The 21380-nt window shown below is 40.6% G+C and carries 21 protein-coding genes and 1 pseudogene; 10 read left to right on the top strand and 12 right to left on the bottom strand.

Annotated features, from left to right (window positions below):
• Positions 1 to 24 precede the first annotated feature (24 nt).
• On the bottom strand, positions 25 to 1005 hold the full coding sequence (locus QT327_RS22265) for a deoxyhypusine synthase family protein (RefSeq protein ID WP_013664836.1): 981 nt from the start codon (positions 1003 to 1005) through the stop codon (positions 25 to 27).
• Positions 1006 to 1140: 135 nt separating this feature from the next.
• Between QT327_RS22265 and QT327_RS22260 the strand changes: the two genes are divergently transcribed.
• Positions 1141 to 1935 (top strand): S1/P1 nuclease, encoded by a 795-nt coding sequence (locus tag QT327_RS22260; protein WP_130854493.1) that lies wholly within the window; start codon positions 1141 to 1143, stop codon positions 1933 to 1935.
• Positions 1936 to 1972: 37 nt separating this feature from the next.
• Here the strand turns inward: QT327_RS22260 and QT327_RS22255 are convergent, their stop codons facing one another.
• The 7 genes from QT327_RS22255 to QT327_RS22225 form a co-directional block, all read right to left on the bottom strand.
• A complete protein-coding gene (locus QT327_RS22255) occupies positions 1973 to 2551 on the bottom strand; it encodes a 5-formyltetrahydrofolate cyclo-ligase (RefSeq protein ID WP_130854494.1) in 579 nt (192 codons plus the stop codon).
• Between the two features lie 96 nt (positions 2552 to 2647).
• Entirely contained in the window at positions 2648 to 3208 is a 561-nt protein-coding gene (gene efp / locus QT327_RS22250; RefSeq protein ID WP_013664833.1) for an elongation factor P, read from the bottom strand.
• Between the two features lie 81 nt (positions 3209 to 3289).
• On the bottom strand, positions 3290 to 3913 hold the full coding sequence (locus QT327_RS22245) for an ABC transporter ATP-binding protein (RefSeq protein WP_130854495.1): 624 nt from the start codon (positions 3911 to 3913) through the stop codon (positions 3290 to 3292).
• 60 nt (positions 3914 to 3973) lie between these two features.
• Positions 3974 to 4768 carry an acyl-ACP--UDP-N-acetylglucosamine O-acyltransferase gene (gene lpxA, locus QT327_RS22240; protein WP_130854496.1) on the bottom strand — a complete coding sequence of 265 codons (795 nt, stop codon included), beginning with the start codon at positions 4766 to 4768 and terminating at the stop codon, positions 3974 to 3976.
• Between the two features lies 1 nt (position 4769).
• Entirely contained in the window at positions 4770 to 6182 is a 1413-nt protein-coding gene (locus tag QT327_RS22235; RefSeq protein WP_013664830.1) for a bifunctional UDP-3-O-[3-hydroxymyristoyl] N-acetylglucosamine deacetylase/3-hydroxyacyl-ACP dehydratase, read from the bottom strand.
• A 50-nt stretch (positions 6183 to 6232) separates the two neighbouring features.
• Positions 6233 to 7270 (bottom strand): UDP-3-O-(3-hydroxymyristoyl)glucosamine N-acyltransferase, encoded by a 1038-nt coding sequence (lpxD, locus tag QT327_RS22230; protein ID WP_013664829.1) that lies wholly within the window; start codon positions 7268 to 7270, stop codon positions 6233 to 6235.
• A gap of 79 nt (positions 7271 to 7349) precedes the next feature.
• Positions 7350 to 8576 (bottom strand): HD domain-containing protein, encoded by a 1227-nt coding sequence (locus tag QT327_RS22225; protein WP_130854497.1) that lies wholly within the window; start codon positions 8574 to 8576, stop codon positions 7350 to 7352.
• 215 nt (positions 8577 to 8791) lie between these two features.
• On the opposite strand from QT327_RS22225, the pseudogene porX reads away from it, so the two are divergent.
• The 4 genes and pseudogenes from porX (at position 8792) to QT327_RS22205 (ending at position 13263) form a co-directional block, all read left to right on the top strand.
• Positions 8792 to 10341 (top strand): annotated as a pseudogene (gene porX, locus QT327_RS22220) (T9SS response regulator signal transducer PorX).
• Between the two features lie 92 nt (positions 10342 to 10433).
• The gene (gene tsaE, locus QT327_RS22215; RefSeq protein ID WP_013664826.1) at positions 10434 to 10880 is read left to right on the top strand and encodes a tRNA (adenosine(37)-N6)-threonylcarbamoyltransferase complex ATPase subunit type 1 TsaE; all 447 of its coding nucleotides are present in this window, start codon (positions 10434 to 10436) and stop codon (positions 10878 to 10880) included.
• Between the two features lie 180 nt (positions 10881 to 11060).
• Positions 11061 to 12272 (top strand): alanine dehydrogenase, encoded by a 1212-nt coding sequence (locus QT327_RS22210; RefSeq protein ID WP_013664825.1) that lies wholly within the window; start codon positions 11061 to 11063, stop codon positions 12270 to 12272.
• A gap of 28 nt (positions 12273 to 12300) precedes the next feature.
• Positions 12301 to 13263: a YihY/virulence factor BrkB family protein gene (locus QT327_RS22205; RefSeq protein ID WP_013664824.1), complete on the top strand. Its 963-nt coding sequence runs from the start codon at positions 12301 to 12303 to the stop codon at positions 13261 to 13263.
• 1 nt (position 13264) lies between these two features.
• On the opposite strand, the gene QT327_RS22200 is transcribed toward QT327_RS22205, so the two are convergent.
• Entirely contained in the window at positions 13265 to 14203 is a 939-nt protein-coding gene (locus QT327_RS22200) for a hydrogen peroxide-inducible genes activator (protein ID WP_013664823.1), read from the bottom strand.
• A gap of 104 nt (positions 14204 to 14307) precedes the next feature.
• Between QT327_RS22200 and QT327_RS22195 the strand changes: the two genes are divergently transcribed.
• The 3 genes from QT327_RS22195 to QT327_RS22185 all read left to right on the top strand — a co-directional run bounded on the left by QT327_RS22195 (position 14308) and on the right by QT327_RS22185 (position 17305).
• Positions 14308 to 15804, top strand: coding sequence for a catalase (locus QT327_RS22195; RefSeq protein ID WP_130854499.1), 1497 nt, complete (start codon positions 14308 to 14310; stop codon positions 15802 to 15804).
• A gap of 111 nt (positions 15805 to 15915) precedes the next feature.
• The gene (locus QT327_RS22190; RefSeq protein ID WP_289554074.1) at positions 15916 to 16188 is read left to right on the top strand and encodes a hypothetical protein; all 273 of its coding nucleotides are present in this window, start codon (positions 15916 to 15918) and stop codon (positions 16186 to 16188) included.
• Between the two features lie 262 nt (positions 16189 to 16450).
• Positions 16451 to 17305 carry a transglutaminase-like domain-containing protein gene (locus tag QT327_RS22185; RefSeq protein WP_289554073.1) on the top strand — a complete coding sequence of 285 codons (855 nt, stop codon included), beginning with the start codon at positions 16451 to 16453 and terminating at the stop codon, positions 17303 to 17305.
• A gap of 37 nt (positions 17306 to 17342) precedes the next feature.
• Here QT327_RS22185 and QT327_RS22180 read toward each other — a convergent pair whose 3' ends face one another.
• Positions 17343 to 17972 (bottom strand): hypothetical protein, encoded by a 630-nt coding sequence (locus QT327_RS22180; RefSeq protein ID WP_013664820.1) that lies wholly within the window; start codon positions 17970 to 17972, stop codon positions 17343 to 17345.
• Between the two features lie 887 nt (positions 17973 to 18859).
• Positions 18860 to 19072: a hypothetical protein gene (locus QT327_RS22175; protein WP_130854502.1), complete on the bottom strand. Its 213-nt coding sequence runs from the start codon at positions 19070 to 19072 to the stop codon at positions 18860 to 18862.
• Positions 19073 to 19369: 297 nt separating this feature from the next.
• Between QT327_RS22175 and QT327_RS22170 the strand changes: the two genes are divergently transcribed.
• Positions 19370 to 19561, top strand: coding sequence for a type II toxin-antitoxin system VapB family antitoxin (locus QT327_RS22170; RefSeq protein ID WP_013664818.1), 192 nt, complete (start codon positions 19370 to 19372; stop codon positions 19559 to 19561).
• Entirely contained in the window at positions 19558 to 19971 is a 414-nt protein-coding gene (gene vapC, locus QT327_RS22165; protein WP_130854503.1) for a type II toxin-antitoxin system VapC family toxin, read from the top strand. Before QT327_RS22170 ends, vapC begins: the two co-directional genes overlap by 4 nt.
• Positions 19972 to 20116: 145 nt before the next feature.
• Here the strand turns inward: vapC and QT327_RS22160 are convergent, their stop codons facing one another.
• Positions 20117 to 21205 (bottom strand): hypothetical protein, encoded by a 1089-nt coding sequence (locus QT327_RS22160; protein ID WP_289554072.1) that lies wholly within the window; start codon positions 21203 to 21205, stop codon positions 20117 to 20119.
• Between the last annotated feature and the right edge of the window lie 175 nt (positions 21206 to 21380).

Raw genomic sequence — 21380 nt, 5'->3', positions numbered from 1 at the left:
AGCTCAAGAGCTCCTTATAAAATATTACTGTTTTAATATCCAAGCAAAAATTAATGGTGCAACGATAGTGGCATCTGATTCAACAATGAATTTAGGTGTTTCTATGCCTAGCTTTCCCCACGTAATTTTTTCATTGGGTACCGCGCCTGAGTAAGAGCCATAAGATGTAGTTGAATCTGATATCTGACAGAAATAACTCCAGAACGGAATATTCTCCATTTCCATGTCTTGATAAAGCATGGGCACAACACAAATCGGAAAGTCGCCCGCTATACCTCCCCCAATCTGAAAAAAGCCAATGCCTTTACCATCACTATTTTTTACGTACCAATCTGCCAGGTAAGCCATATATTCAATTCCGCTTTTCATGGTGGAAGCTTTCAACTCGCCTTTAATCACATAGGAAGCGAAGATATTTCCCATCGTGCTGTCTTCCCATCCAGGTACCACAATCGGAAGATTCTTTTCTGCGGCAGCCAACATCCACGAGTTCTTTGGATCGATTTCGTAATATTGTTCTAACACACCGCTTTTCAGCATTTTGTACATATACTCGTGCGGAAAATAACGTTCTCCTGCCTGTTCAGCATCCTTCCATATTTTGTGGATATGTTGCTGTAATCTCCTGAAAGCTTCTTCCTCCGGAATACAGGTGTCTGTTACGCGGTTATAGTGATTTTCTAATAGATCCCATTCGTCTTGTGGACTCAAATCTCGGTAATGAGGCACTCTTTTATAATGAGAGTGTGCTACCAGATTCATGATATCTTCTTCTAGGTTAGCCCCGGTACAGCTAATAATGGAAACCTTATCTTGACGGATCATTTCGGCTAGGGAAATTCCCAGTTCGGCCGTACTCATTGCTCCTGCCAACGTAATCATCATTTTGCCCCCCGCATCCAAATGGGCTTCATAGCCTTTGGCAGCATCTACCAACGATGCGGCATTAAAATGCAGGTAATTTTTCTCTATAAATTGTGATATTGGACCTCTTTCAACACTCATGATATATGTGTTTTGTTTTAGTTGACAAAGATAGGATTTTTATGGAGATCAGCGATCGGATATCAACCAATAAAAACGGAAATAAAACAGCAAACGGATTGCTAATGGCTGATGGCTTTTGACTAACTTTGCACTATGAAGAAAGTTGCCATACTCTATGTCATAGTTATCCTGTTTCTTTTTTCTTACCATTCTGCCTTCGCTTGGGGGCTTACCGGTCATCGTGTGGTAGGTGCGCTTGCCGATCAACATTTAAGCAAGCGGGCAAGAAAAAATATTCAGGAAATTCTGGGTAATGAATCTTTAGCAATGGCTGCGAATTGGCCCGACTTTATAAAATCTGACCCAGCTTTCAATTATTTAGGCAGTTGGCATTATGTAAATTTCAAAAGCGGCCTGACTTACGAACAGCTAAGCCAACAACTACATAGCGACACGACCGCTAATGCTTACAACAAGCTCCTTATGTTGATTCAGCAGCTTAAAAATCGACATTCTTTAGATAAAGCCACTCAGGTAATGTACCTTCGTCTTATTATACATATTGTGGGCGACATCCATCAACCGATGCATACGGGCCGCTTTGAAGATCTAGGAGGTAATAAGATCAAACTCTATTGGTTCAATATCCCCACGAATCTCCATCGAATTTGGGATGAGCAATTGATAGATTTTCAGCAGCTAAGTTTTACGGAATATACCCAAGCGATTAATTTCAGCACAAAGGAACAGCGCGCTATGTGGCAGAACAGCTCATTGGAAAACTGGCTGTATGAATCTTACCAGATTAGTGAATCTTTGTATAAAGATGTCCAACCTGAAGAGAAGCTCAGCTATCGCTATAACTTCGATCATATCAACACGCTGAATCAACAACTACTAAAGGGTGGAATCCGACTGGCTAAAATACTTAACGATTTGTTTGGTTAGCACTTAGGTGTTAAGTATTCGCATTTAGCGCTGCCGCCTATTTAGAAAAAACCCATATTTTTTCAGGTGTTACGCAGCTATCCAAAGGAATGTCATGTGCTTCACAATCAATAATCTTATCAACGGGATCAAATAGCGACAAACCAATTTTACGAATATCCGGACGGCATTCGCTTAAAAAGCGATCATAATAGCCCTTGCCATAACCTACCCGGTTCCCCTCCATGTCGAAACTTAGCAAAGGTAAGAGCACAGCATCTATCAATCCTACCGCTACTTGGTTGGTCGATCCTTCGGGCTCTACGATGCCCCACTTGTTTTTCATTAATGCTTGTTCGCCCAACACGTAATGGGTCATTATGTTCTTCTGCAAATCGCTTTTTGGCACCACAATTTTTGTATTGGGATAATTCGCCTTTATATAGTCAATGAGGAGAAATGTATTAGGCTCTCTTTTTTCCAATATAGGCAGAAAGGTATGGAGGTACGCAATTCTGTCCATTGGCAAGGACTGAAAGTTTCTCAGCAAACTTGCATTGAGCTGATGGTACTGCGTATCCGACAATTGATCGCGCATAAACTTAAACCGCAATCTGCTAGCTTGTTTTGTATACATTCCGTCTCTACTATATTAAAAGGCAAATAAAAAACGGCCTTAGAGAAGAGCTCTCAAAGACCGCCTAATCAACCTAAACCTAAAAACTTAATCAAATTATTTCACCCGTTCGATATAATCCCCGGTTCTGGTATCAACCTTAACTTTATCACCTTGGTTGATGAACAAGGGAACACGAATTTCAACGCCCGTTTCCACGGTAGCGCTTTTCAGGGCGTTTGTAGAGGTATCGCCTTTCACAGCAGGTTCCGTATAAGTAATCTCAAGCTCTACCGTAGTAGGTGTTTGAGCCATAATCGGTTCCTCACTTTCAAAGGCCACCAATACATTCATACCCTCTTTCAAGAACCGTGCCGAATCACCAAAAAGCGATTTGGGGATATTATATTGCTCAAAAGAGACATTATCCATTACAACGAAAAAGTCTCCTTCATCATAAAGGTATTGATAATCGTTCGTCTCAACACGCGCAATCTCAACCTCCTCATCGGTACGGAAGCGATACTCCACCAACTTACCCGTTCTAACGTTGCGCATCTTCGCTTGATAAAAAGCACGTAGGTTTCCCGGAGTTCTATGAATATACTCATCTACAGATACCAATTCGCCGTTAAAACGCAATATATTGCCCGTCTTGACATCAGAAGCTTTAGCCATATCTATAAGTTATTATGTAAAAACATTTTTTCGGTGGTGCAAAGGTAACCTTAAAATTTGGATTCCCAAAAATTTAGTCGCCTAGTAGTTTTTATACTGCTCAATATGAATTTGATGCCGACAAAAGCTATATTCATGTTCTTGATTGGAACAAATAATCAGCAATTTGTTCTTGGCGAATCGCTCAATTAGATTAAGATACCAAGCGATCCCCTGTGTATCCAAATTGGATGTGGGTTCATCTAAAAATAAGGTAGGGGTTTGCGAACAGCAAGCCAAGGCCAATTTCGTGCGCTGTCTCATTCCGGACGAAAAGTAGCGTAGTTCTTTGTCCGCAGCGCGTTCGAGATCCAATAATTCAACTAGCAATTGTGCGTTCAGGCCTTCTTCCATTCGTTTAAAAGAAAAGTGAAAATCGATTAATTCACGTAGCGTAAACTCTTCGATCAGCTCTTGGTAGGGCGCCGCTAAAGCACTCGAGGAAAAAAACATATCCGCATCCAGTTTCTGATCTTCATCGAGGTATCGAATGGTGCCTTCGGATGCTGTAAGACTACCGATCAACACCTGAAGTAAGGTCGATTTACCGGACCCGTTAGGGCCTAAAATCGCATAACTATTTCCATGCAAAAAATGGTAATTGACCGATTTAAAAATCCACTCTCGATTGAAACGCCGACCGATATTTTCGAGTATGATATCCAAGTGCTAATCCTCCAGCAGTAAAAACACCATAAGCAGCTTAATGCTGCTTAGGTTAAAATCTTACAGCGCAACCTTTCCTTGGCCAAAGCCTTTCATAATCCCGCGATTAGAGCTTCGCACAAAGTCCAGGATCTCGTCGCGAATCTCCGTCGGTTGGCATTCCGTTTCAATGATATCCAAGGCTTTCGTTAAATTGTTGTTTTTCACAAACATGGTACGATAGATATCTTGGATTTCGTTGATTTGCTCAGATGAAAAGCCCCTGCGCCTTAAGCCGACAGAATTAATCCCCACATAAGAAAGTGGCTCTCTCGCTGCTTTAACAAAGGGCGGAACATCTTTACGAACCAAAGAACCTCCTGCAACAAACGCATGAGACCCAATATGGCAAAACTGATGAACAGCAACCATGCCCGCCAACACCACATAATCGCCAACTGTAATATGCCCCGCTAACGTGCTGCTATTTGAAAAAATACAATTATTACCAACAAAACAATCGTGGGCGATATGACTATATGCTTGGATAAGGCAATTATTTCCAACTACCGTACGCCATCTATCTTTTGTGCCTCTATTAATGGTCACACATTCGCGGATGGTGGTATTATCACCAATTTCAGCGGTAGTGTCTTCACCCGCAAATTTGAGATCCTGCGGGATGCCACTTATTACCGCCCCAGGGAAAATACGACAATTTTTCCCGATACGCGCGCCATCCATGATAACAACATTCGAGCCTATCCATGTTCCTTCGCCTATTTCTACGTTTTTATGAATAGTTACAAAAGGTTCGATCACTACATTTTCCGCGATTTTGGCTTGCGGATGTATATATGCCAATGGTTGGATCATCTTATTGCTCTTTAATTTCTTCTTTTATCTTAACTATCTGTGCCATCAATTCTGCTTCTACCACAATCTTTTCGCCAACCATGCCAACACCTTTCATTTGAGCGATACCTCTTCTTATCGGTTGCAATAAACTACAGTGAAAAATAATGGTATCTCCCGGCTTCACCTGTGCTTTAAACCGAGCGTTCTCAATTTTCAAAAATAAGGTGATATAATTCTCTGGGTCGGGTACGGTATTTAACACCAATATGCCTCCTGTTTGCGCCATGGCCTCAATTTGAAGAACTCCGGGGAATAGCGGCTCATTTGGAAAATGCCCCATGAAAATGTCTTCATTCATTGTCACATTCTTCAAACCCACCACATGAGTTTTTGTAAGTTCCAGAATCTTATCCACCATCAGCATCGGCTGCCTATGGGGTAAAATCTTCATAATCTGCGCCGTATCATAAACGGGGGTCATATTCGGATCGTAAACCCGCACATACTTCTTGTTCTTTTCCCTACTAATCTGCGCTTTGATCTTTTTGGCAAATGCCACATTGGCAGCATGCCCGGGACGTGCAGCCATGATATGTCCCTTCAACGGCCGCCCTACTAAGGCCAAATCGCCAATCATATCCAACAACTTATGCCGTGCCGGCTCATTCTGATGGCGAAGCTTAATATTATTCAGGATACCTTCCCTTGCCACATCGATATCTTCCCGATTAAAGAGTTTCGCTAAATGCTTCAGCTCATCTTTACTCACATCTTTATCGACTACTACAATCGCGTTATTTAAATCACCTCCTTTAATCAGATTATGTTCAAGCAACATTTCTAATTCATGCAAGAAACAAAACGTTCTGGACGAGGCAATTTCCTTTTTAAATTCACTGATGCTAGTAATAGCAGAGTGTTGACTTCCCAATACGGGTGAATTATAATCAATCATACAGGTAAATCGATACCCATCTAAAGGCATCGCAACCATCTCTACTTTTCTATCAGCTTCGGTATAATGTATATTATGAGGTATTTCGTAATATTCCCGATCTGCTTCCTGATCTTTATACCCTGCCTTCTCAATGGCTTCTACGTAAATTAAAGCACTCCCATCCATAATCGGAACTTCAGGGCCATCAATTTCTATCAGCACATTATCAATCTCCATTCCTACTAAGGATGCCAGTAAGTGTTCTACCGTGCTTACGCTTGCGCCATTTTGTGTAATCGTGGTTCCTCTCGAAGTGTCTGAAACGTTATCCACGTCAGCATCGATGATGGGCTGACCTTCTAAATCTATTCGTTTAAATTTATATCCATGATTTACAGGTGCCGGCTTAAAAACTAATGTAGCATGTTTACCAGTGTGGAGGCCAACCCCTGAAATCGTAATTTCTGAATTAAGTGTTCTTTGTTTAACGTTCATCTCTTCCTAATAATTTAAGGCTAGCATACGCTGTCGCTGCTAGTACTCATTTATTCTTCGTCAAGTTTTTTAATTAGTTTTTCAATTTGATCCAAGCGGCGTTCCAAATCCGGTAATCGCTGCAATACTACTTGTGCTCGCATCTGATTCTGGAACTGACTTGCCGGTGTTCCCGCCCATTTCAACCCGGGGGTATCTATAGAACGGTTGATACCGGATTGCGCCTGCACTTGTGTACCATCAGCTATCGTGATATGTCCTACGGCACCTACTTGTCCTCCTAAAACTACATTCTTACCGATTTTTGTACTTCCTGAGATACCTGTTTGAGCAGCTATAACTGAATTTTCTCCAACCTCCACATTATGCGCCAACTGAATTAAATTATCCAGTTTTACACCTTTTCGAATGATTGTATGTCCCATCGTTGCACGATCGATTGTGGAATTAGAGCCGATTTCAACATCATCTTCTATAACAACGTTTCCGATTTGACTTATTTTACGATAGGTACCATCCTCTTGTGGAGCGAAGCCAAAACCATCGCTTCCTATAACAGTGCCTGAATGGATCACCACATTTTTTCCTAAAACACAATCGTGATATATTTTTACACCGGGGAATAAAATACTCCCCGCGCCTATCTTAACATTATCGCCAATGTACACCTGCGGATAAATGCTTACATTATCCTCTAGTACAACATTGTCTCCGATATAAGAAAAAGCCCCTACATATACATCCTCCCCTAGCTTAGCGGAGGGATGGATATAGGAAGGCGTTTCTACTCCCGTTTTATGAAAACGGAATTTATTATATTGCTCTAATAGCAAGGTAATTGCCGTATAGGCATTCTTCACTCGAATAAGCGTGGCACTTATCGGCTCCTCAACCGTTAAGTCATTATTGACAATAACAATGGATGCTTCTGTCGTGTAAAGGTAGTTTTCATATTTAGGGTTAGCTAAAAAAGTAAGCCCCCCTTGGCTAGCTTCTTCGATTTTTTCAACCCTCGATACCACAACATCTTCGTTTCCCTCTATAGAACCATCAATGATTTCGCTAATTTGTTTGGCAGTAAATTGCATCGCGCAAATTTATGTGTTAAATTTTTATGAACAAATTTTAAATTCCTTTGTATATCAATACTTTGCGAACTTCTGACAACTACCGCAATTCTTTTGGGTAAGCAATCATAAATTTCTTGACCTTTTTTGCCAGCACTTCCAAGTTCGATAAATCGGAGGCTGTCGTAATATCTTGGATGGTACCATCCTTCATCAAAATGTTAATATTTCCCTCACCGGCATCGTAAGCACTGTTTTCTACCGACTGCGTGAATACGAAATAATGCACTTCATCCTCCCCAACCTTGAACAGGTTCATAGCTGCGCGACGTAATGCTTCTATTCGTTCCTTGGTAGGCATAAAATTACTTAATTCGACATGATAGAGCCTCCTTGTCATAAATTGCTCACACAACTTAGATAAGACAGTATCCTCATGCTTTACCCCCATTTTCACAGTTGCCAAAATGTCTGTATCATCCAGCATGGTAAAAAATTCGAGATGGGCGCGATCTTGTAAAAAATCCTCCTTTGTGACTCTGTTATCAATAAAATGTTTCAACGCCTCTGTTGCAAATACGTTGTTTCCTTTATCGGTAAGCTCCTTTGCACGCTGTAAGATTTTAATCAACATCTGTTCAGCACTTAATACCGTTTTATGCAGGTATACTTGCCAGTACATTAGTCTACGGGCAATTAAAAACTTCTCAACCGAATAAATTCCCTTTTGTTCAATCACCAAGCCGTTATTAGCAACGTTCAGCATTTTAATAATCCGATCAAAGCTGATCACCCCTTCGGAAACACCGGTAAAAAAGCTGTCTCTGTTGAGATAGTCCATTCGGTCCGTATCAAGCTGACTCGACACTAATTGATGCAAAAATCGCTTTGGATATTTGTCTTTAAAGATATCAATCGCCATAGACAAGCTACCATTGAATTTCCGGTTCATTTCATTCATTATTAACGACGAAATATGCTCATGTGATACTCCCTGTACCAGGGTGTGTTCCAACGAGTGCGAAAATGGTCCATGACCTATGTCATGTAGTAATATGGCTATAATGGCGGCCTCTTCTTCCTCCGCTGTTATATCGATATCTTTACCTTTCAGGGTCTCTAAAGCTAAGCCCATCAAATGCATAGCGCCGAGTGCATGTTGAAAACGCGTATGTAGTGCCCCTGGATAAACTAAATGTGTTAGGCTTACCTGTTTAATATACCGAAGGCGTTGAAAATAACGATGCTGTATCAGATCAAATATCAAATCTGATGGTATGGAAACAAAACCATAAACAGGATCATTAATAATTTTTTTCTTATTCAAAAGCCAAAAAATTTAAGCACAAAGGTGCTATTTTTTAATGAAATGTCCATGATGCAGCTTCTCTTTCTACATCGAAATCAAATCTAAATTGAATTTATTTACGTCGCTGTTAATTTTTGTTAAAAAAGCGGAAAGGCTCCAAACAATTACGTAAGTTCGTAATTCTATATTGAGATAGGACATAGGACTTAGAACGTAAAACTTATAACGTAACGATGCAAGAAACAAATATATTATGGGCAGATGATGAGATCGATTTATTAAAGCCTCACATTATGCTGCTCAATGAAAAGGGATATGGTGTAAAAACAGTCACCAATGGACATGATGCCGTTGAAGCTTTCAAAAATTCCTTTTATGATTTAGTATTCTTGGATGAAAATATGCCGGGACTTACAGGTCTGGAAACCTTAGGGATTTTAAAGGGCATTAATCCGACCGTCCCCATGGTAATGATCACGAAGAATGAAGAAGAGTTTCTGATGGAAGATGCAATAGGTTCGCAAATCGATGATTACCTGATTAAACCGGTAAATCCGAAACAAGTTCTATTGACCATCAAAAAGTTCACTGAGAATAAACGCTTAGTAAGCGAAAGAACATCGATGGCTTACCAGCAGGAGTTTAGAACGCTTGGCATGACCCTGAATGATAATCTGGACTTTAATGAATGGGTTGATGTTTATAAAAAATTAGTTTATTGGGAGCTTTCACTGGAAAAATTGGAAGATGAAGGCATGCACGAAATCTTGACCATGCAAAAGGCGGAAGCCAATGCCCAGTTTTCGAAATTTGTTGAAAAGAATTACCTGCATTGGGTCAAAGATCCGGAGAGCGGGCCGGTTTCATCGCCTCAACTATTTAAGAAAAAAGTATTCCCGGTACTGGATAACAAGCCTACCTTTTTCTTTTTAATAGACAATTTACGATATGATCAATGGAAAGTGATACATGAAATCATCGGCAATTACTATCGTATGGATGCGGAGGAGACTTATTACAGTATTTTGCCTACGGCGACCCAATATGCCCGGAATGCTATTTTCAGCGGGATGATGCCGCTTGATATGGAGAAGAACTTTCCGCATATTTGGCAAAACGATGAAGACGAGGGGGGCAAAAATCTACACGAGGAAGAGTTTTTAGCGGCACAAATAAAAAATACGTTTCGGAAAGAATGCAAATTCAGCTACCATAAAATTCTTACACTGGAACAGGGAAGAGACATCACGGACAATCTATCCAATTTGATGGGAAACGACCTTAATGTGCTGGTTTATAATTTCGTCGATATGCTGTCCCATGCCCGGACTGACATGGCCATGATCCGGGAGCTTGCCAGCGATGAAGCAGCCTATCGCTCGCTCACGCTGTCATGGTTCAAACATTCACCACTTTTAGATACCCTAAAATGGCTCGCGCAAAAAAATGTACGTGTCATTCTTACGACTGACATGGCACGATTCGCGTAAAACATGCAAGTAAGGTAATCGGCGATCGGAACACGAATAGTAATCTTCGTTACAAACAGGGTAAAAATCTAAACTTTATTGATAAGGATGTACTACACATCAAGAACCCACATGAAGCAAAATTGCCGAAACTTCACGTAAGTTCAAGTTTTATATTTGCCAAGGAAGACACCTATTTCGTTTATCCTAACAACTATAACCAGTTTGTCAATTACTTCAACGAAACTTTTCAACACGGTGGTATTTCTCTTGAAGAGATGATCATTCCGTATATTACGTATACACCGAAATGATGAAGGATCGTAATCGGTTTCACCGGTGAGTATTACGAAAAGACTTTAGAAAGCACGTTGCATATCCATGCCGGTTTCTCTAAGTTTGCTTCATGATTCTTACCGTTAACGACATAAGCGAACTACCTGATGTGGCAAAAAAAATACTCCTTTTTGTAGCCGATGATCGGGTAGTTTTGTTTTTCGCTCCAATGGGAGCGGGAAAAACTACACTTATTAAAGAGCTTTGCAAGCAACTACAGGTTACCGACCAAGCAGCCAGTCCAACTTTTTCAATCGTTAACGAGTACCATAGTCCTCAGGGAAACGTTTATCATTTTGATTTTTACCGGTTGAAAGAGGAACAGGAAGCTTTAGATCTGGGTTATGAGGAATACTTCTTCTCAGGAAACTATTGTTTTATTGAATGGCCTGAAAAAATCCCTAATCTCCTACCCGAAGAGGTAGTGAGTGTTACAATTGAGCTCGGAGAAAAAAATGAACGTAAAATTAGGATACAAAAAGGGATTCCATCTTCCCATTTGTCTGAACTTTATTAGCATGCTCCCATTTCTTCATTTATCCTGCTATTTATCTTTTTTTCTGTGTACCGATTAAAATGCTTTCGATCAAAATCGAGCAAGTTTTGCATCCGAATGGCAGACGCAATTATAAAACATGAACGAACTGTAGATACTTTTTCGTAAATTAACCCGATTTTTTGTGTAATTGAGCTCTGTATGACAGAATTATCTAACTTGGCGCGTCAAGCGATGATGCAGCCACAGGAGGCCATGCTAGAAACCGGCAAAAAGAAGAACAGTTTATTAATCGGAATCCCTAAGGAAGTGAGCTTTCAGGAGAACCGTATTGCGCTTACGCCTTTGTCTGTTGCTTTACTTGTAGAGAATGGTCATCAAATTATGTTAGAGTCCGGCGCAGGAAACGGTGCCAACTTTCTGGATCATCACTACAGCGAGCAGGGCGCTATCATTGTTCATGAAAAGGAACGCATTTACACCTGCGACATTATCGTCAAGATTGGGGCTCCCACCTTGGAAGAAATTGATTTAATGAAAACCGGCCAGGTCCTGTTTTCCAGCCAACAACCCTCTTTATTGGGCTTTGAGCATTTAAAAGCCATGATGAAGAAGAAGGTTACGGCGCTATCTTATGAGTATTTGCGGGACGAGGATAACCGGTTAACGGTTGTACGTGCAATGAGCGAAATTGTAGGCGCTACCTCTATTCTAATTGCCGGCGAATATTTAAGTAACGTGTTCCAAGGCAAGGGCCTGATGCTGGGGGGGATTACCGGCGTTCCTCCTACTGAAATAGTCATTATCGGTGCCGGAACGGTTGGAGAGTATGCGACCCGTGCCGCACTCGCCTTAGGTGCACAGGTAAAAGTCTTTGACAGTTCATTATATCGTCTTCGACGCTTACAAAACAATCTAGGGAATAAAGTATTCACCTCGGTTATTCAACCCATTGTACTCCAAAAAGCGGTCCTATCCTGTGACATCGTAATAGGTGCGATGCGCGCCACCAATGGCAGAAGTCCGTGTATTATTACCGAAGAAACCGTTTCTAAAATGAAACCCAACTCTGTGCTGGTTGATGTCAGTATTGACCAAGGCGGTTGTTTCGAGACCTCTCATATAACCAATCACGATTCCCCTGTTTTCAGAAAGTATGATGTTATTCATTACTGTGTTCCCAATATAGCATCTCGTGTTGCCAGAACAGCCACCTATGCGCTGACAAACATTTTCGCACCGATTTTGTTGGATATTGGGGAACAGGGCGGGCTATTGAAAGTTATCTGGAACAAACCGGGTATTCGAAATGCCATTTATCTTTACCAAGGACAGTTAACGAATAAAGATATAGCCAATAAATTTAATTTAACCCCGAAAGATCTCGAATTACTGATTGTATCCCATCGATGATCACTTTAGGTGTTAAATCAAGGCATATATGAAGGTTTTAAGAAAACAGTTTTATAAAGACGCTTTCACTCTACTTAAGGCAACGGTCATTGGCTTCGGTGACGACAAAGTATCGAAAATGAGTGCAGCATTATCTTACTATACCATATTTGCGTTGGCTCCTCTCCTGATCATTATATTGGCTGTTGTTAGCTTTGTTTTGGGTGATGATGCACAACAGGGAAGAATCTTTCAGCAAATAAACGAATATGTCGGGGCTGATGCCGCCGCACTTATACAATCACTTATAAAAGGCTTATCGGTCGGAAAAGGATCCATTATTGCAACCATTATTGGTGTGGGCACATTGATTTACGCATCGACAAAAGTTTTTGTAGAAATGCAGGATTCGCTCAACATGATCTTTAACGTGAAGCCCAAACCAAAAAGAGGTTGGGTAAAACTACTTGTTGATCGTGCGCTGTCTTTTTCCATTGTGCTTATTCTGGGCTTTTTGTTAGTTGTTTCTTTACTCTTGAATGTTGTCATTTCTGTTATTAGCACTACGCTCATCAAGTATCTTCCCGATTTTCAGGTTTTTGGTTTAGACCTTTTCGACGAAACAACCAACATCGCCTTATATCTTGCCAATACCCTTATAACCTTTATTGTTTTATCCGTTCTTTTTGGCTGTATTTTTAAATTCCTTCCAGACGTAAAAATCAAGTGGAAAGACGTACGGTCGGGTGCTTTCTTCACCGCCATCTTATTTATGATCGGCAAGTGGGCGATAGGCTTGTATATGCAGCATGCGGCACCTGCATCCGGATATGGTGCCGCCGGTTCCATAGTAATTATCTTGCTTTGGATAAACTACACATCCTCCATTCTATTTTTCGGCGCTGAGTTTACGGAAAAAAATGCAGAGATGTTCGGAGACGGTATCAAACCCTCCTCCATTGCCGTTCGCATCAATCAGCAGGAGATAACAGGTAATAGTTTCAAGCATTGATTTAACCAATATCCATCACCTCCTTTTTCTTCTTATTTCTAAAACGCTTCGGTAGAATCTGTAGAATTTCACTTTTCAAAGCTTCAATGGCTCTTTTCTTTAGGTAGTTCTGTTGCGTGATTAAACTAATTTCGCGAACCGGTTCGGGCGATTTAAAATAACGCACCTGATCAAGTTCCTTTACAGAAAACTCAGCAATACTCAATTCAGGCATAATCGTTACGCCCGCATTCGTATCCACCATCCGTTTTAGGGTTTCTACACTGCCGGTGTTATATTCGAAGGAATCGTCCGGGTTCATCGTTTTCCTCCTATTGCAGATATTCAGTACCTGATTCCGCATACAGTGCCCTTCGTTCAGTAACCAAAGTTTTTCATTCAATATATCACTTGCAGTAACGGCTTTTTTCTTTGACAAACTGCTTTCTTTAGCTATATAAGCAACAAACGTTTCATAGAACAAGGGGTGTTCCTGCAAATTGGGCTCGTGGATCGGTGTCGACAAAATACCGCAATCTAATACCCCTGTTTTTAACTCCCTGACTATCTTTTCTGTTGTATACTCCCATACATGCAAATGCAATTTCGGATATTTCTCCATGAAATTGCCTAATACCTTTGGTAATAGATACGGGGCAACCGTCGGAATCACACCGATTTTTAATTCACCTTCCACCTCGCCTTTCTTATAAGCGACAATCTCTTTAATTTTCTGGCTCTCTAAAACCGCCACTCTCGCTTGTCGGATGATTTCTTCTCCGATTTCGGTAGGCACAATAGGCTGCCGGGTCCTATCAAAAATCCGAACACCTAAAGATTCTTCTAATTTTTGAATCTGCATACTCAATGTAGGCTGCGTTACAAAACACTTATCTGCAGCGGCCACAAAACTTCTATATGTATCAACAGCTATAATATATTCTAATTGAACAAGCGTCATAATATAAATTTTGATTATACAAACATAGCAAAATTCGATGTAAGATGTTCATACCGAAGCACTACCTTTGGTCGACAGAGGAATCATACTAAACAATTTTACACATGGAAGAGAAAAAGAAGTTAACAACTGCCTCGGGTATTCCCGTCACTAACAATGAAGACTCGATGACCGTTGGGCCACGCGGCCCTATATTATTGCAGGATTTTCACCTGCATGAAAAAATGGCCCATTTTAATCGCGAACGAATTCCCGAACGCGTGGTGCACGCTAAAGGTTCGGGTGCTTATGGCACATTTACCGTAACCCAGGACATCACCACCTACACAAAAGCTAAAATTTTTAATGAGATAGGCAAAAAAACGCGTTTGTTTTTACGCTTTTCAACGGTTGGAGGGGAAAAAGGTTCAGCTGATACAGAAAGAGATCCACGCGGCTTTGCCGTTAAGTTCTATACGGAAGACGGCAATTGGGATCTCGTCGGCAATAATACACCGGTTTTCTTTGTAAAAGATCCAAAAAAATTCAGCGACTTTATCCATACACAGAAGCGTGATCCGCAAACCAATATGAAAAGCGCAACGATGTTGTGGGATTTCTGGTCGTTAAACCCGGAGAGTCTGCATCAGGTGCTTATACTGATGTCAGACCGGGGCACACCTGTAGGATATCGTCACATGCACGGTTTTAGCAGTCACACATTCTCTTTCATCAATAGCAATAATGAGCGTGTATGGACCAAGTTCCATTTCAAAACGGAACAGGGCATTAAAAATTTCACCAATGACGAAGCGATGCGCATGCGGGGAGAAGATCCTGATTTTGCACAGCGCGATTTATTTGAAGCGATTGAACGCGGCGATTTCCCTCGCTGGAAACTATATATACAGATAATGACGGAGGAACAGGCGAAGGCCTTTCGCTGGAATCCCTTTGACTTAACCAAAATTTGGCCTCAGAGAGAGTATCCTTTACAAGAAGTGGGCGTTTTAGAACTGAATGAAAATCCATCCAATTATTTTGCCGAAGTAGAACAGGCGGCCTTCGCACCGGCACATGTTATTGACGGTATTAGCTATTCGCCCGACAAGATGTTGCAGGGGCGGATTTTGTCTTATCCGGATGCCCATCGTTATCGATTAGGTGTAAATTATGAGCAAATTCCGGTAAACAGGTGCCCTTTTATGGTAGCCAATTATCAACGGGATGGCTATATGCGCGTAGACGGAAATGGAGGCTCCACGCCAAACTATTTCCCCAACAGCTTTGATAGCATCTATGAAGATGAAAGCTACAAACAGCCTGCATGGAATTTAGAAAGCGATATTGCCGATTGGTATAACCGCAACGCGCCGGGCGAGGATGATCACTATACGCAACCTGGAAATCTTTTCAGATTGATGACACCGGAAGCCAAACAAAACACCATTCATAATATCGTGACCTCAATGAAGGGTATCACCGGCTCCAAGAAGGAGCTCATTATTAACCGACAGCTGTGTCACTGGTTTAGAGCCGATGTGCAGCTCGGCATGGCCATTGCGCAGGGATTGGGGCTAAGTATGGAATCACTCAGTCAACATATGCCACAAGCTCAATAAACAAAACCAACCATCCAGGGGAGAGACAGGTCCTCTCCCCTGATTATGTAAACCTATATTTCAGGTACCATAAGGTTTTTAAACGCCTTTATAGGATTCGTCTAAAAAGCAATGGTGACAGGAAGGTTGAGTGCATTTAAAAAGAACCTTTTTCTTAGTCAAATTTATCGTGTTCTTTTTGTCTTAACACAAAAAGAACAAAAAGTCAAGGCGTGTGTAGGCTACCTTGCAACCGATGGCAAAGCATCGCTGGCGCGTATTGGAGCCGTTTCACTTCCTCAATCCGCTTGGATATTGCCGTATGAACAGACATGCAAATGCTTTGCGGCTCGTTGCGTCGGTATCCTCCAAGGCCGATCTTCCAGCGCACAGGGCTATATTTAGGGCTGAAGAAATAATACGTCCGGTTAAAAGTAAAAGCCCTACGTTCTGCTAAAATATCACCTAGGAAATTTGCGGTTTGCACGTTGAGGCACTATCGTTGTAGCAAAGTTCCAAGTGATGAGTTTTTGGTTACTTTTTGCGGAAAAAAGTGACAAAAATAATCGTTCTTTTAATTTAAACATCCTATTGAATACGAGTGTGGTAACCTCGGTAGAGAAGCAACTCATAACACACAAATCACAACTTATTTTTATCTTTGTATATGCTTAATAACAAAGAGATAAATTCCTTGATACATCTATTAGACGATCCGGATGAAGAGGTATTTCGGCACGTTGAGGAGAAGTTGTTAACACTAGGGACAGCGGTTATTGCTCCGTTGGAAGCTGCTTGGGAAAAATCATTTGATTCTTTTCTTCAGTCGAGGATAGAGAACCTAATTCATAAAATCCAGTTTGAACAGGTTTTTAATGAATTGGAACTTTGGTATATGGGCGGGGGGTTTGATTTATTGCAGGGCTTGATTATTGTCAATAAATATCAATATCCCGATCTGGAAGATCAAACCATCATCAATCAAGTAGAAGAAATTAAGCGCGATGCTTGGCTGGAAATGATGTATAACATGAGCGCTGTGGAGAAAGTACGTTTATTAAATAACGTATTTTACAATATGCATGGCTTCAAAGGTAATACCAAAAATTACCACGATCCGCAAAATTCATACATCGGTAAAGTGCTGGAAACGAGGAGAGGAAACCCGATTTTATTAGCAGCACTATATAGTATTGTAGCGCAGCGTTTGGATATCCCAATTTATGGTGTCAATTTGCCACGCCACTTTATATTGGCTTATATGGACGAACAAATTAAGGCCGACGAAGCAGGAGTTCTTTTTTATATCAATGCTTTTAATAGGGGCCAGATATTTGGAAGACATGATGTCTTATCGTTTTTAAAGCAACTTAATTTGCCTAATGATGAACAATTCTTTTTGCCGTGTGATAACTTGGCGATCGTCAGCCGTGTCTTGCGTAACCTATTAGCTTCCTATAATCAAGCAGGCAGCTTAGAAAAAGCCGCTGAAATACAACGTTTATTGAGTATTTTCGGGTAAAGGCAAGGAGCCGAATTCGCCGGCCCCTTGCTTGGTATTATCTCGCCATTAAGCTAACGGCTTCACTCCAATCACTTACACCTTTTCCATTACGGGCACGCACGCGTACGCGGCAAACAACACCGGGAATCAGCGGAGCGATAATGTTGTTACGGGACGAAGTAGTAGATAAGATGTCGCCCCATAATATGTTTCCATTATCGTCTACTTCGGTAGCATAGCAGTATTCGTACTCCCAGGCTTTTTTAACCGGGTTAAAATCGAAGCGAATTTGTCCGCTCTGTGCGGTATCGCTCAGACGAAGACGTTCCGGTATGGCGGGAGCAATCAACGAGGACCGAAGCGGCTTTACGGGAAAACCGGAACTTAAAATAACATGTAAAGCCCCGTCGGCAACAGCATCCACATAGAACGCCAATTGCCTGAGCCCTTTCTCGAGTGCCTGGCGACTCACATTTTTTTCACTGGTGTTCAAAGGACTACCCTTCCGGGTAGCCGCCAGTTTGAGCCGATAATCATCAAGGAGTAACTGTATATCTGTCAACGCCGGAACGGGCGTTTCGAAATTTGGATTGTCCGTCATGGCGGTAATGACGGTTGTTCCTAAAGTTGCCATGGCGTCGTCTGCGATATTACTAAATCCTATAGCGATGTATCTATTTTGCATATTTAAAAAATTAAAAAATAAAAAGTAAAAAGCTTGTCTCCCGAAGGGATGGCCTATTACTTAAAGCCTATCGCCTATTGCACATTTACGTTGGCTTGGACGGATGTTTTCTCTTTGTTATCATCTACTTATATTTGTATAAGTCCATCAACCGCTGATGAACAAAACAAAATTGAGTAGAATCAAAAAAAGCCATGTCCGAAAATGACGCATATGGCGTTTTTGTCGTTTTTTGACGCTTTTGTCCGATAAAAGAGGAGGAAAAGTACGTTTAAGGATGACCAAATCGAACGCTCTATTGACTAAATTTATTCCAAATCCATATAGATTTAATACAATCTTGATCGTTGTTAATATAAACTTAGAAAGGTCTGACAGAACGTTATAGAACTTTGTCACAACTGTGAACAACGTTAGAACAATTTTAACCAATTATGGGGTAATCTTGTTTGTGTTTAATTCAAACTTGATTAAGATTACGACAAACTTGGTCTAGTTTATAACAACATTGTTCATTGTTATTGCAAACGTAAACAAGTTTGCTATTTCTTTAGTTAAGTTTATAGCAGAGATGAGCAAGGTTAAAGCAAGCTTGATCAAAAGTGTCTCAACTTATCTTAAAATTACCTTCATATTGTTTGTATTTACTTCAAACGCTTCTACCTTCATAACAAACTAATACGTGTTAAGGATAAACTTAAGCATGTTTATCTCGAACTTATTTGCGTTTGTCTTAAACTTAATTGTGTTTATCCCAGTCTTACTGACATTTATTAAGGCTTTCTAGACCTTAGGTGTGCCGCAAACAAAAAAAAGCCGCGGGCAATTGCCGCGGCTTACCAAGAAATTTTTTTACATCGGAGCAATCCCATTGCTCATCTATCCACTCAATTCCGGTTAATCTTCAGAAAGGCAGCTATTTTTGATACAGGCGTATCGAGGTATTCTGCAACATGATATACCGTAACGGGCTGCTGCTTTTCCAAAGCATACATGTCGCGGATCAACTGCATATGGCGTTGGCATGTACGCATGCTCTTGCCCAAGATCAGCTGTAGATCCGCGGTAAAAACAGATAATCGACGTAAATTTACTTCCATATCCTCCATTTTTGCTATCACAAATTTAGCAGCTACCATAAGCAAAAGCAAGCATAAGCGCAATAAAACACGGCTTTTATTGAATTTTTATCAAATTTTAAATACCTGTCGTACAAGCTTTTCAATTTTCGTAATGCTTGATCAAATACTCATTATGAAAATGTTAAGGTTTTTGTAACAAAGAGGGCATTGAAACATAGAAAAATAGATAAATCACACAGTTCGGGTCAAAGCCTTTTAAACTAGCCGTAATGTGTATAAATTTTATTATCTTTACACATAGTAAAAATTACAGAAATGAGAACTAATATAGAGCTAGACGAAAACCTCATTCAACAGGCGCTTCAAATAAGTAAACTAAGGACAAAGAAAGAAGTCGTTCATGAAGCATTAAAGCAATATATTGCCTCTCTGAAACGAAAAAGCATTATAGCGTTGAGAAAGAAGGGCACTTGGGAAGGAGATCTCGACCAGATGCGTAGCCTATGAGGAGTTCTTTGCTTTTTGATACGTCGGTATGGGTTGATTTCCTGAACAAAAATGACACACCGCAAGCTTTATTATTGCAAGAATATATAGAAACGGATCGTGAGGTATTACTTACGCCCACCATTGTTCAAGAAATTCTCCAGGGAATACGTGAGGATTCAACTTATACAGAAATAAAGGAAGCACTATCCTATTTCACTTTATTGGAATTGCCTCCACGACGAGCAGCCATAGGTGCAGCAGACCTGTTTCGATCTCTACGCAAAAAAGGAGTGACCATACGTAAGAGCAACGATTGCCTAATTGCCTATTATGCTGTTTCCTTTTCAGTTCCCCTAGTTCATACCGATCGAGATTTTGATCATATAAGTAAATACAGCAAATTGAAGATCTGGAAGCAAAAAAATTAAAAGATATGCAATTAGGGGTTACCTATGTCAAATAGGGTTCTTCATCCGCTTATTGAGCTATTTCATTTACTGCTATCTATGATAGACACAATTAGATTCAATCTTTGAGCTATTTATAAACAAAGTCTGATGTTCGCTTTATGAGTTACTCATTCGGTCCCCGAGAATCAAGATACATAAATTCTGGCGTTAAAGATAACGCCCTGCTTGTCTCGGGTTCGATATTCCCATTAGCATCTAATGCAAATCTTATGAGTCGCCTTGCTCGATCGATGACATATATGAACTGGTTTCGATTGGGTAAATCGGTGATTGCAACGTCTATTGGGTCCACCAAACCAGTAGCTGCTCCGGTAATAATTCTTGTTGGTGTAATCGTTCCACCAGCCATTATCGCTTGCTTTGCATTCTCGATAACATAAATTTTTCCATCCACACTATTATTACTTGGATTATCCGTGAGTTTCGCAGGACCTAAATCGGAAAGAACCAGGATATCAAGTCTCGGAGAATAAGTAATACCTCGAATATCATTTGCTCCCGCAATGGTGATTGTATAATTTGGTTTAGCGTTGTTAATAAAAGTGTCTTGTATGGAAGCAATATCTTTTAATGCAAAACCCCATATTTCTTTGGTATTCCCTTGCATCGACAGCAATAGCAAAGAATCACTTGTATTAAGTGTCATATTTGTTGAAATACCCCAAGGAAGATTTGCCAGTTTAAGCCTTTTTCTTGGGGATTGCTGTCCCACCAGCCGCGAAGGATTATAGTATATGTTTAAGGAAGCGCTGTCTGGATGATCATTCGTAATAAATAACTGATCGGATTTGTTATCGTAACGAATGGCACGAGGGCTATATAAATAAAAGACATCTTTAAAACTACGTGTCGAAGTACTAATATTTCCTACATCACTAACTGAGAAATATCGGATACTTGTGTCTCTTCTACTAACTTGAAATCCTTGTTTTAGATCAGGGCTATAGAATATACCCATTCCCTGTTGAGGTTCCGTATTTGCTCCGACAGGAGCTGGTATATAACCAGCGCTATCCGCAGGATCAATCACTACCGCGTTTTGATAAACCTGCGTATCCGAATTAGCGATATCCGAAAACGATATATAGAGCCTAGAGATAGGCGTTGCGGGATAGATTGGCTCGTCGTCTACCCGCTTACAGGAAGTCCACAGGCAGAGGATAATCAGGTTTAGCGCGAATATACGGTTCATTTGCATCGAGTACATTTTTTCTTGGAAATCGAAAACAATGCCCTTCATCATTTCCGGCTTCGGTATTTTACTATATAACGGCAACAAGGCAGAAAATTGCACAGCTGCAAACAAAAATAGTATAGCAAACTTAGATAAACTTTCTTTTATAAAAAAGTTTATCCATCTATTCTTA

Origin of the sequence: Olivibacter sp. 47 (assembly GCF_030372825.1) — a bacterium.
GTDB lineage: Bacteria > Bacteroidota > Bacteroidia > Sphingobacteriales > Sphingobacteriaceae > Olivibacter > Olivibacter oleidegradans.
This window is presented reverse-complemented; position numbering and strand designations above follow the sequence as displayed.